Genomic DNA, 11,999 nt, shown 5'->3' on the forward strand with positions numbered 1-11,999 from the left:
AAACCGCCGGATCAGCCCGGTGGCCAGGTCATTTTGCGCTTTCCAAGGATATGGAAATGCAGGTGCTTTACTGTCTGAAAAGCGTCTTCACCGTTGTTGATGACTACGCGATATCCGTTTTCCAGTCCCAGATCTGCGGCGATTTCCGGGATCTTCAGCATGATATCCGCAATCAGACCGCGATCCTCCTCCTTCAGATCATCCAGACACGCGATATGTTTTTTCGGAACCACCAGAACATGAACCGGCGCCTGCGGCTCCAGATCGTGGAAGCAGATGATGTTGTCATCTTCGTATGCCGTGTTCGACGGAATCTCATGATTCGCGATTCCGCAGAAAATGCAGTCAGCCATTATTCTCTCCTTTCCTCTCCTGCCCGGCGATCTCGCCAAGCATTCCATCTTTATATTTTCTACAAAGCTTTACTTCGTAAAACCTGTCGAACGAAATATTCTGCGCCGGCGCATACACCTTGATATAGTTATCTGTGTACCCGCTGACCATGCCGTCCTCCTCCTGCTCGAACAAAGTCTGCCTCGACTCGCCTGCGCTCCTCTCGAAGAACCGCTCCGCCTGCCGCTCCGCCGCTTCTGTCAGCAGACGGCTGCGACGGGCACGCACCTCTCCCGGAACCTGAGCGTCCATCCGGGCGGCCTTTGTTCCCTCACGGGCAGAGTATTTGAAAACATGAACGCGGCTGAACCCCGCTTCCTGCACCATACGCACGCTGTCCAGAAAATCCTCCTCTGTCTCCGACGGAAATCCCGTGATGATATCCGTGGTAATTCCGTAGTTGGGATCAAACTCCCGAAGGACATTTACAATATCAAGATAATCACTCCGGCTGTACCCCCGGTTCATCGCAGTCAGAACGTGATCCGACCCGCTCTGAACAGAAAGGTGCAGATGATGACAGAGTTTATCATACCGCAGCAGACGCTGTACATACGTCCTGTCGATGACCGTGGGTTCCAGGGAACTGAGCCTTATCCGGAAATTCCCCTCCAACCTGTTCAGCCTTCCGAGCAGCCCGTCGATTTCCAGGCTGCCGCGGTCCGCGCCGTAAAGCGCGGTATTGATTCCGGTCAGAACAATTTCCCGGTACCCTCGATCCAGAAGCCCCCGAACCTCTTCCTCAATCTCAGACTCTCCGCGGCTGCGGACATTTCCTCTCGCATAGGGGATGACACAGTAAGAGCAGAAGCGGTTGCAGCCCTCCTGTATTTTCACGAAAGCCCTACTCCGGGACTCCATCGCCTCGATGACTCCCAGATCTTCATACCGAACCAGTTCTTCATAAGGACGAACCGCCACAGCGCCTCTGTGATTCCGCATATATTCTTCAATCATCGGAAGCAGGCTGCTCTTCTCATCAGTTCCGGCGACAATCTCCACGCCTTCGATCGACGCAACCTCCTCCGGTTTCATCTGCGCATAGCATCCGGTTACAGCAATCACCGCTTCCGGATTGCGCTTCCTCGACCTGCGGATGAACTGCCGGGATTTCCGGTCCGCCAGACTGGTCACCGTGCAGGTGTTGATCACATATACGTCGGCTGCCTCGTCTTCATGCACAATCATATGACCCGCCCGGGAAAATTTTTCCCGCAGGGCCTCTGTCTCATACTGGTTGACCTTGCAGCCCAGCGTATGAAACGCCACCCTCATCGCGCGCCGTCCTTCTCCGGAAGCCGGGCCGCGATGCAGCACCATTCTCCTTTGTCACGAATCCTGTCCACGGCAAATCCGGCGTCCAGCAGGTGTTTCACCACCATTTCCTTTTTCTCTGTCAAGATCCCGGAGGTGATGAAAACTCCTCCCGGAGCGAGATGTGCCGGAATATCCGGAGTGATCATGCAAATCAGCTCCGCCATCAGGTTCGCCACCACCAGATCCGCAGTGAAATCCACACCCTTTGTAACATCACCACAGGCCGCCATGGCCGTCGAATCCACACGGTTCTGCACCAGGTTCGCCTTCGCGACCTCTACTGCGGTTTCGTCAATATCAATGCCCAGAACTTCCGACGCACCCAGTTTCGCTGCAGCGATGGAAAGGATTCCGGATCCGCATCCCGCATCCAGAACACGCATTCCCGGCTTCACATATTCCTCCAGCATCTGAATGCACATGGCGGTCGTCTCATGGGTTCCGGTTCCGAACGCCATTCCGGGGTCGATCTCAATGACCGCATCCGCATCCGCCAGTTCCGCCGGAAGAGGTTCCCATGTGGGGCGGATCACGATTTTTTCCGATACCTTGAACGGGCGGAAATACTCCTTCCAGCGATCCTTCCATCGGGAATCGTCCTGTTCTGTCACCGTCACCTCCAGGCTGCCCAGATCTGCACCGGATCCGAACATTCCTTCCGCCGCCTCCAAGGCGAGTTCCCTGATGGCGACCCTGATCTCCCGTACCTGTGCAGGATCCTCCGTGTAAACTGTAACACGCGGCGTTTCTTTCATCCGCTCCGTAACCTCTCCGTCAATATAATCCCATTCGTAGGATTCCTTTTTATCCATGATCTCCTGAATGTCACGGGGATCGCTCACCTCGGTATCTTCAATACCGATGGACAAAAGCTTTCCGACTGCCGCTTCGATTCCCGCTTCGGAGGTTTCAATGTCAATCTGATAATATTTCATTTGTTCGCTCCTTCACGCAGAATTATACCATTTTCACCTTCCTGAGGCTATATTTTTTTGAAAAACTTCGTAAACCGTCACAAAAAACGCCGCACACGGGCTCTCGCCACACCCCTCTCCGTATGATATAATGATGTCTGTATTATTGGTTTTTCAAGCATATTCGATGGCTGATCACACATTAACAAATTCCGGGAGGTTCGCAATGCCAGATTCCAAAGATTATTTCACCACCGGTGAATTCGCCGCACTGTTCGGCGTCCCCAAACAGACTCTGTTCTATTACGACGAGATCGATATCTTCAAACCGGAACGCGTCGGCGAAAACGGCTACCGCTACTATTCTTTCACGCAGCTGGAAACCTTCGAAACTCTGCTGATGCTCCGGGAACTTTCGGTTCCGCTGAAGGATATCCGCCGTCACATGGAGCATCGCTCTCCTCAGGCGCTGATCGAGCTGATGAACAAATGGAAGGACGATGTGGATCAGAAAATCCGCCGGCTGGAACTTGCCCGGGACTATATTGATGCCAAAGTCAGAACGACACAGGAAGGAATACGCGCCGTCATAGACGAGGTCATCATTGAGGATCTTCCGCCCGTCCGCCTGATCACCTCGACCTACACCGGCAACGGCGATGAGGCCAGCGTTGCTGAAGCCGTCAGCCGCCATTTCCGGCGTTACAGAGATCTCGGGCTCGCCGGCAGCGTCGCTGTCGGCGGCATCATTCCGATTTCTGACGTCCGGGAGGATTCCTATTCTTACTCCCGCTTCTACAGTACCCTCCCCGCGAATCTCACTCCGGACGAGTGCATCAATCTGGAAACAGTTGATTATGGCGGACGGTATCTGTGCATCTACGGAAACCGGGGATACGGCGGTGTGCTCTCCATGTGCCACCGGCTTCTCACATATATAAAAGAGAACCATCTGAAAACAGATGATTCTCTCTATGAAGATCTGATCCTCGACGATCTGTCCGTCGAAGGATATTATCACTATGTCGTCAAGCTTTCCGTGAAGCTTTTTCAATGAACTTTCTGCCATATATATCCTCAAACTCCGCGAGATCTATCGTCTCCCCCGCTCTTCGCCGTTCCAGCGCCTTCATGATGCGGGCAAACGATATTTTGTTCACCGGATGCCTGGCAATGATCACTGCGACGACAACCATACACACCCCCGGAATCAGAGTAAAACTGTTGCTGATCCACGTCAGTGCGGAATCTGCCTGTTGACTTGCTGTTTCATCGAAGCGCGCTACCTGAAGAATCACGCCCAGTATCTGTGATCCGACGGCCGTGGCCAGGGATTCCGACAGCGCCTGAAGAGAAATGACCTGCCCGGAATGCTTCTCGCCCGACGCCAGTTCCTCCGCCTCACAGACATCGTAAATCATCGACGGCATCAGCTGCCAGTAGCAGGTATTTCCGATAGAATAACAGAGACATACCAGACAGCACGCACCGAAGGAATTCACGCCGACAAACCGTGAAGCGATCAGTAGCAGTCCCGTCAGCCCCACGCCGCCGAGCAGTACCTTCTTTTTGTCGCTTCTGCTGCAGATTGCGGTGACAACAGGTGCAAACGCGATACCGGACGCCGTGATGACCAGCATGATCAGAGAGATCCGGCCTGCAGAGAGCCCAAGATTATAGGTGAAATAATAGACTCGGTCTGATGAAAACAGAGTGTTCGCCACCAGGTAGAGCAGACTGGCGCCGATGATATACTGAATCGGACGCAGCTGAATGATCTCCCCGTAATCACGGAACATCACCCCGATTTCCTTCAGAGAGAACCGGCTCTTGCGGTTCGGATCTTTCTTGAAATCCGGAACATCAGTCTCATGAATTGTCAACGCACAGATCAGCAGTGCGGCGCCGCTGGAAACTCCGACGATGATTCCCGTCATGGACCAGGACATTTCCCGGGTTCTTCCCATATTCATCAGAAGATCCACCATCGCCGTAGGCAGTACCATTCCCAGCGCCATTCCGACCTGATTGAACACATAAGCGTAAGACCGCAGCACCGTCCGTTCATGGTAATCCTCCGTCAGATCGGATCCCCACGCCATATAAGGTACAAAGAACAATGCGAAGGCCTGCCAGAACAGCAGCGTCATCACAAAGTAATAGACGAGCTTGACCGCATATCCGGCATCGATCGCCGTAAACAGCAGACTGGTTACGATGGCGACCGGAAACGCCGCAGCCATCAGAAACGGTTTTCTTTTTCCGTAACGGGTTTCTGTATTGTCCGACAGGAATCCGGTAATAGGTCCGCAGATCACCTCCCACACTGATCCGATCGCGACGATTGCTCCGGCGGCAGCCGGCTGTATGCCCGCCACTGATGTGAGAAAGAACAGCAGGAAGGTTCCCGCCATTGTATACATTGCGTTGTCCGCAACACCGCCGATCCCATAAGAAAGCTTGGTATGGAATCTCAGCTTCATAATTAACACCTCCAATGATTCTATATTAATCTATACAGTTACTGTATAGTCAAGTATTTTTTCATAAAAACAAGAGGCTTCCGCCTCTCTTCCTGTAATAACGTTTATTCTCTGGTCTCCTCAATCCGCAGACCTGTGCGTTCGCGGATATAAGATAAAACCTCTTCTCTTGGAATCTGCAGTGCGGCTGCGATTTCTCCAAACAAGAGATCCTCTGCCCGTTTCATGAATTTCCTATCGATCTGTCCGAGATGACGATTCTGCTTCACAGCCTCCTCCTTCTTCAGATGAATCGATTTGGTGAGTTCAACCAAGCCCTCACATTCATGGGTGTCGATGACTTCCTGATAATGCTTTGACAACTGCTGAATACTGCTGGACTTAAAAACCTCCGAGTGAATTTCCGGCATACTGTCGATAAGCGCGTTTGCCTCATCCTCCGATATAATCGGACGCGTAAACACCTTGTTATTATCGATCGGCGCGTAAATCGTGCCGGTCTGATATAACGGCTGCAGTACATAATACTGTCTGTCATCATCCGGATCGAAAACTCCTGTTGAAACTGCATCCACTCTGCAGACGCCTGTAGCACCATACATAATCAGATCGCCTGCTTCATACATTGAGTCACTCCTCTCTGCGTATGTGTCACAATTTTCCAAAATTATTATACACCATTTCGCAGAAAAATGTAAGTCCTATTTCTGAATTTTCCCATCATGGGTCAGTTACATTTTATTGGCACTTGTCCTTCTCCTCAAGCTTATCCAGACATCGCACGGCATCAAGAGCCGCCCAGACATAAACCAATGCCGCTCCTCCACGTGCCAGTTTCGCAGAAAAGCCCGACAGATCGAGTTGTATTTTTCTTGTCAATAATTAATGCGTGTCTCAGCAGGCTGGTTATTTCTTAATATCCGTGGTATTATATAATCAGAACTGTCAGATAGAGATTGGGAGGAAAAAGCTATGGTTGACAAAAAAGTATACCAGCAGGCTTTCGAGGAAGCCCTGAAGGATCCGGACGTGAAGTCCAACGAAACAGACAATGCAGACGAGCAGATCCGTGCGGCGATGATACGCTACATGGAGAAGCAGAATGAGGAGGTTCGCCTGAAGGAGATCGGCGACTATATCCGAGAACGAACCTTGGCGGAAGATGAACTGCTCCCGAAGTCCTTTAAAGAGGCGAAGGCAGACAGAGCCGCGCTGGAGGAAGCTCAGGAGCGGGAGCGTGTCGAACGGGAGATGCGCAATTACTTCGAGAAGAAAGAAGAGGCCATCCGTCTCAAACGGATTCAACTGTACATCAAAGAGCAGGCCGCCAAAGAGGACTCCGGGAAATAGCGCAGACGCCGCACGCCAACAGTGTGTTGTGCCAAAAATCGTCCAGAATAGAAATAGTTTCAAATGCTATCACTGAATTACAAACGCCGGAGCACGCAGCGGTATATCAACCGCTGCGGCCCGGCGTTTTTTTGTCCTGTTTTTTGTATATCGACGACGATGAAGATCTCACTGGATTTCCTTCACCAGATCCGAAATCCCTCTGAACGCCGGATCTCTGGAATCCACCAGAAGCTCGAACAAAATCGATTCCAGCGTCGTCACCGTGGCGCCGGAATTTGCCAGCCGCTCCAGTCCCCGCTCATGATTTTCTCTGAAGCGGGCGGAAAGGCAGTCCGCAATCAGATAGACACTATAGCCTTTCTCCATCAGATACAGCGCAGTCTGCTGAACACAGATATGCGTTTCAATTCCGATCAGAATCACGCTTTTTCTGCCCGTTGCCTCCAGCGCCTCCATGAACTCCGGGCACCCCGTGCAGCTGAAGGTTCTTTTGTCGATAGGAACAAAATCACCCAGCGCCTCTGCGACAGCTGCGGTTGTATTCCCAAGCCCCTTCGCGTACTGTGTGGTCGCGATAATCGGCACGTCAAGGATCCGAAATCCCCGGATTGCCTGCACCAGACGGGTTTCAAGCTTCTCATGATCATAGATGACCGGTACGAACCCGTCCTGATAATCAACCTCCACCACCACGGCGTCGTCTCTCTTCATAATAAGACTGCTCATGCTTCTGCATCTCCTTTCTCCTCTTCCTTCGGATGAAGCCGGGAGGGAATCCGCAGAATCGCATCCGTAAGATCATACTCGATGATCATGGCCTCCGTAAACCCGTCCAGCACCAGTCCGCTGCAGTCAGGATACTCCTTCGCCAGCCCGACGCATTCCTCGATCCCCATCCTCCTAAGATCAAATTCCTCCATGTAATCCGGCGGAAGCTGCTTTTCCTGAGAAAAGACCGGCAGAAAACGCACTCCGTCGTCACTTTCCAGAAAATCCGGTTTTCCGCTCACCGGAAGGGTGGGAACAATCAGTACAGAATCCCGCAGACAGGCCAGCAGCCAGTCCAGCTGCTCTCGTGTCTTCTTGGAAAGGAATCTGTGCTTCAGATAACAGAGCGTGCTCCCATCCTTCAGCATTTCTTCTGTAAAATTCTTATATTCATCCATTTTCTGTCTCCATTCACTACTGCGATAACCTCTTGTCCATTCTAACAAAATTCGCGGAAAAATCAATCATCAAATGATAGACACCTCTGTCATAATCGTAGTATAATTAACATGAAAGGTAATTATTACTGATATGAAAGGAAAGGTACTGAAAATGAAACCGGGAATTCATAATTTTTCGGAGATCGGAAGGCTGAACAAAGTCCTGATCCACCGCATCGACCACGAGGTAGAGGGCCTGGTGCCGGAAAACTTTGAACGTCTTCTGTTCGATGATATCCCGTTCCTGAAAGTCGCACAGCAGGAGCACGACCACTTTGCCGAAGTCTTGAGGAACTGCGGCGCCGATGTGGTCTACCTGGTGGACGAAGCCGCGAAGGCGCTGGCGAATGAGGACGTCCGCGCCCGGTTTATTCGGGAACTTCTGGATGAAAGCGGCATTACCAGCGAAGGCACACTGGAGGCTCTGACGGAATATCTGACGGCAATGGATGCGGAAACCCTCGTGAAGACCACTATCGACGGGATCAAGAAGGAAGATGTAGTAGTGAACAACGCCAAGTCTCTCTCTGACTTCATCATGTCCGCCTACCCCTTCTATCTGGATCCCATGCCAAACGCCTATTTCACCCGGGATCCCATAGCGGCTATCGGAAAGGGCATTTCCATCCATCACATGAGCACCGCCACCAGAAGACGGGAAGCACTGCTGATGAAATACATTTATGAAAACGACCGCGACCTTATTCCGGAGAATACGCCGCTCTACTACGACTACAACGACCCATACTCCCTGGAGGGCGGCGACATTCACGTTCTCAGCAAAGACGTTGTCGTACTCGGACTCAGCGAGCGCACCACCGCCAGAGGAATCGAAGCCCTGTCAAAACGCCTGCTTACCGACGGCGGATTCAAAAAAATTCTTGTTCTGGACATTCCCAAAACGCGGGCATACATGCATCTGGACACGATTTTTACAATGGTGGATTATGACAAATTTGCGGTTTATCCGGCCATGGGCAACCTGAACCAGAAATTCGAGATCACGATGGGCAAGGGCGGTGAACCGAAGCTGACCACCGTCACCGATTCGCTGGAGGACATGCTGAAGAAAGCGCTGAAACTCCCCGCGGTGAATCTGATCCAGTGCGGAGGCAGCGATTACCTCGCATCACAGAGGGAGCAGTGGGGCGACGCGGCCAACGCTCTGGCGGTTGCACCGGGCAAGGTCGTCTCCTATCAGAGAAACTACATCACTAATGAACTCCTGTCCGAAAACGGCGTTGCGATCATCACGATTCCGGGCTCCGAGCTTTCCCGCGGCAGAGGCGGCACACGCTGCATGGTCTGCCCGCTGAACCGCGACAGTCTGTAGTTTTCAGAACAAAGGACACTCTGCGGCTTTCAGCACAAAGAACACTTCGGATTCCTCAGGTGCTCCACACTCCCCTTCAGGGCAGGCGGGAGCACCGCGAAAAACCTGATATTGCGACGGAGGCGCCGGAAATAATCCGGCGCCTCCGCTTTTCTGCACTGCACAGATAATCACAGGCGCATTCAACGGCTGAACACGCTGAAGTAATCCTTTATTTTCCCCAGGCGAGCGTTCTGAGGTACTCCCGCAAAAGAATGTATCCTTCTTCCAGATCCTCTCTGGACGTATACTCCAGCGGGGAGTGGGCGATTCCCTTCTCGCTGGGAACAAAAATCATATTTGTGGGGAAACAGTCTGCAACGATCTGAGCGTCATGCCCGGCTCCGCTGTCGATCCTCATATACTTCATGTTATGCTCCGCCGCGATATCGCGCATCGCCAAAATCCCGTCTAGATCCATATCCGCCGGTGCGTCGTAGGCGGCGATTTTGTAATCCACTGAAAATCCCGGTCCGGCGCTGTTCCGGAATTCCTGCAGGATAGAACGCGCCTCGCTGAGAAGAGATTCGTTGGTGGAACGGATATCGAAGGTAATCGTAACGGAGTCAGCGATGATATTCGGCTTACCGGGCTGCACCTGAATGTTACCAAAGGTGACGACAACCCGATCGTTCCTGCTGTTGGCCCATTTAGTCAGGGACGCGATAATCTCCGCCGCGTAGGGAACAGGATCCTTCCGCATACTCATCGGAGTGGTGCCGGCGTGGTTCTGTTCCCCGTGGATTGTGATGCTCCCCACCTCCAGTCCGACAATGGACTGCACCAGCCCCACCTTTTTCAGAGATTTCTCCATTACCGATCCCTGCTCGGCGCTGAGCTCCACAAAACGCTCAATGTCCTTTCGAGGCTCCGGAAGGCTTCCTTTGTAATATCCGGCGTCCTCCATCGCCTGCTTCAGAGTTATTCCCTGTGCATCCTCCTCTTCCAGATGCTCCGGCTTCAGTTTCCCGGCGATAGCCCTGCTTCCGGTATAACTTGAAATGAAACGGCTTCCTTCTTCCTCTACCGTTGCCACGATTTCCACGGTTTTCACCGGCTGTCCCAGTTCCTGATTCAGCCCGGTAACAGCCGCAACAGCAGATAAAAGCCCCAGTGCGCCGCCGTATTTGCCGTCGTGTTTAACCGTATCCCGATGTGAGCCGGTCAGAATAACGCCGCTTTCCTTACCTTCCAGCCGGCCGTAGAGATTTCCGACCTCGTCCGTGTAGGCTTTGAAGCCACGCTCCGTATACCATCCGGTCAGCATTTCCACCGCCGCCCTGTCCTCATCTGTATAGGACGCGCGCCAGTACTCGCCGCCCCGGATGGAAGTCTCCGCGAATTCGTCGATGGCTGCCTCCAGCCAGTCCAGTTCTCTGCTTATTTTTGCATCCATAGTAGCACCCCGTCACTTCGTTTTATTCTGATAACGTACTGCTATTTTAGCATAATATATTCTTCCTGTACAGAAATGCAGCGCAGAAATTTGTGAAATAAAAAACAAAGTTGCCCGCAGCCCCGGGTTCGTGTACAATGTCTGTTAGAAATTAATCGAGGAGGCAATAAATGAACAACTATACATACAGAACCAGCGGAACATGCTCTCAGCTCATACACTTTAATCTTGACGAAAGTGGAAAGCTGCACGATCTGAGTTTCTACGGAGGCTGCGACGGGAACCTGAAGGCCCTCGGACTTCTCCTGGAGGGCACGGATGCCAGAGAAGCCGCAGACCGGCTTCGGGGAAACGACTGCGGCGGACGTGGAACCTCTTGCGCCGACCAGCTCGCCCGCGCCATTGATCAGGCTCTTGATAATGCGTAAGCACGCTTTTACACGATATAAGCATGTTTTTCATCACACATAAGCGCAGGACTGCTGCTTCGACTCTTGAAGGTCTATTGCAGCAGTCCCGTTTTTCATCCATGGTTTATTTTCTCCAGCGTCTCTGCCATGATTCCGTCCACGTCCGCACCCCGGATATCCAGACCCTCCGCGCGGTATTCCCGGAAATTCCTGATGCCCAGCATCCGTCCCACTCCACGGATATAGTCATAGCCAAGATCCATTTCACCGACGGGACCTCCCGCCGTCGTAATATAAGTCAGCTCCCGGCAGGGACACAGTCCCTCATATCCCTGCTCTGTCTCGCGGAAGGTCAGGTCAGCCACTACGATATTTTCAATGTAGATTTTCAGGACGGACGGAAAAGAACAGTCCCAGTAAGGTGCTCCCACAAGGATGTAATCTGCCCGGCGGAACTGCCGGGCGAGATCGAACATGGGCGCCTCCCAATCCCTCTGCTGAATCAGTTCATTACGCAGCAGAATCAACTCCCGGTCCATCGGCTGCACCACACCGGGCTCTGCCATCGCGATATCTGTCACCGCGCCGGGATGCTCCTTCCGGAACCTTCGGATCCATGCGTCACAAAGCTGTCGTGTGCGGGAACGGTGCGTGGAAACGCAGCTGTCCACAAACAGGAGTCTTTCTTTTGTCAGCTCCATCACCATAAACTCGGGCGTGCACTTTGTTCCAAAAGACTCACACTCCTGGCAGTGAAACAGCCCCGGCACTTCGTCAGCGTCAATTTCCGAAAAGCCATAGTTCCGGAAAAACGCCGGCGCCTTCGCCGCCAGGCAGACCCGTTCCGCACCCATATCCTGAAACGCAGCCATCACACTGCAGAGCAGCCGCCTGCCCACGCCTTTACCTCTCAGCGCTTCCGTCACCGCGATATCGTGCAGGACATACTGATTGCCAGCTTTCACCAGAGCTGCGCCCCCTGCGAGCGCGCCGTTCTCATCCTCCGCCGCGAACCCGAACCGGAACCCCTCCGGTACACGTTCTGTGTTTTCAAGCCCCGCGGCAGCAAACAGCGGCGCCAGCTCTCTATAATCGCCGGTTTTACGAATCGTAAGCTTTCTGATATTCATAGGCTCCTCCCCTCAGTTCAATA

At 52.7% G+C, this 11,999-nt stretch carries 13 protein-coding genes; 4 read left to right on the top strand and 9 right to left on the bottom strand.

Going from position 1 to position 11,999, the window contains the following annotated elements; genetic code table 11:
• Positions 1-11: 11 nt before the first annotated feature.
• The 3 genes from FYJ64_RS10090 to prmA are packed head-to-tail and all read right to left on the bottom strand — an operon-like array spanning position 12 to position 2,645.
• Complete coding sequence (locus tag FYJ64_RS10090; protein WP_154575012.1) at positions 12-353, bottom strand: histidine triad nucleotide-binding protein; 342 nt, start codon at positions 351-353, stop codon at positions 12-14.
• On the bottom strand, positions 346-1,713 hold the full coding sequence (gene mtaB, locus FYJ64_RS10095; RefSeq protein WP_154575013.1) for a tRNA (N(6)-L-threonylcarbamoyladenosine(37)-C(2))-methylthiotransferase MtaB: 1,368 nt from the start codon (positions 1,711-1,713) through the stop codon (positions 346-348). The genes FYJ64_RS10090 and mtaB overlap by 8 nt, the downstream gene beginning before the upstream one ends.
• Positions 1,665-2,645, bottom strand: a complete 981-nt coding sequence (gene prmA / locus FYJ64_RS10100) for a 50S ribosomal protein L11 methyltransferase (protein ID WP_154575014.1) — start codon at positions 2,643-2,645, stop codon at positions 1,665-1,667. Before prmA ends, mtaB begins: the two co-directional genes overlap by 49 nt.
• 205 nt (positions 2,646-2,850) lie before the next feature.
• Between prmA and FYJ64_RS10105 the strand changes: the two genes are divergently transcribed.
• Positions 2,851-3,681 (top strand): MerR family transcriptional regulator, encoded by an 831-nt coding sequence (locus FYJ64_RS10105; RefSeq protein ID WP_206045641.1) that lies wholly within the window; start codon positions 2,851-2,853, stop codon positions 3,679-3,681.
• Here the strand turns inward: FYJ64_RS10105 and FYJ64_RS10110 are convergent.
• Positions 3,653-5,107, bottom strand: a complete 1,455-nt coding sequence (locus tag FYJ64_RS10110; protein ID WP_154575016.1) for an MFS transporter — start codon at positions 5,105-5,107, stop codon at positions 3,653-3,655. The two genes, FYJ64_RS10105 and FYJ64_RS10110, sit on opposite strands and share 29 nt — an antisense overlap.
• Positions 5,108-5,211: 104 nt before the next feature.
• Positions 5,212-5,733: a CarD family transcriptional regulator gene (locus tag FYJ64_RS10115; protein WP_154575017.1), complete on the bottom strand. Its 522-nt coding sequence runs from the start codon at positions 5,731-5,733 to the stop codon at positions 5,212-5,214.
• A 346-nt stretch (positions 5,734-6,079) separates the two neighbouring features.
• Here FYJ64_RS10115 and FYJ64_RS10120 point away from each other — a divergent pair, with 346 nt between their 5' ends.
• On the top strand, positions 6,080-6,457 hold the full coding sequence (locus tag FYJ64_RS10120; protein ID WP_154575018.1) for a hypothetical protein: 378 nt from the start codon (positions 6,080-6,082) through the stop codon (positions 6,455-6,457).
• 168 nt (positions 6,458-6,625) lie between these two features.
• On the opposite strand, the gene FYJ64_RS10125 is transcribed toward FYJ64_RS10120, so the two are convergent.
• Together FYJ64_RS10125 and FYJ64_RS10130 are read right to left on the bottom strand one after the other, a co-directional pair.
• Complete coding sequence (locus FYJ64_RS10125; RefSeq protein WP_154575019.1) at positions 6,626-7,186, bottom strand: hydrolase; 561 nt, start codon at positions 7,184-7,186, stop codon at positions 6,626-6,628.
• Positions 7,183-7,626: an SseB family protein gene (locus tag FYJ64_RS10130; RefSeq protein ID WP_075712322.1), complete on the bottom strand. Its 444-nt coding sequence runs from the start codon at positions 7,624-7,626 to the stop codon at positions 7,183-7,185. Before FYJ64_RS10130 ends, FYJ64_RS10125 begins: the two co-directional genes overlap by 4 nt.
• A 133-nt stretch (positions 7,627-7,759) precedes the next feature.
• Here FYJ64_RS10130 and FYJ64_RS10135 point away from each other — a divergent pair, with 133 nt between their 5' ends.
• Complete coding sequence (locus FYJ64_RS10135; protein ID WP_328597008.1) at positions 7,760-9,001, top strand: arginine deiminase; 1,242 nt, start codon at positions 7,760-7,762, stop codon at positions 8,999-9,001.
• A gap of 211 nt (positions 9,002-9,212) precedes the next feature.
• On the opposite strand, the gene FYJ64_RS10140 is transcribed toward FYJ64_RS10135, so the two are convergent.
• Entirely contained in the window at positions 9,213-10,436 is a 1,224-nt protein-coding gene (locus FYJ64_RS10140; RefSeq protein WP_154575020.1) for a hydantoinase/carbamoylase family amidase, read from the bottom strand.
• Positions 10,437-10,606: 170 nt separating this feature from the next.
• Between FYJ64_RS10140 and FYJ64_RS10145 the strand changes: the two genes are divergently transcribed.
• Complete coding sequence (locus FYJ64_RS10145) at positions 10,607-10,864, top strand: TIGR03905 family TSCPD domain-containing protein (RefSeq protein WP_154575021.1); 258 nt, start codon at positions 10,607-10,609, stop codon at positions 10,862-10,864.
• Between the two features lie 95 nt (positions 10,865-10,959).
• On the opposite strand, the gene FYJ64_RS10150 is transcribed toward FYJ64_RS10145, so the two are convergent.
• Positions 10,960-11,976: a GNAT family N-acetyltransferase gene (locus tag FYJ64_RS10150; protein ID WP_154575022.1), complete on the bottom strand. Its 1,017-nt coding sequence runs from the start codon at positions 11,974-11,976 to the stop codon at positions 10,960-10,962.
• Positions 11,977-11,999 lie beyond the last annotated feature (23 nt).

It is taken from the genome of Hornefia butyriciproducens (assembly GCF_009695915.1).
Lineage (GTDB): Bacteria > Bacillota > Clostridia > Peptostreptococcales > Anaerovoracaceae > Aminicella > Aminicella butyriciproducens.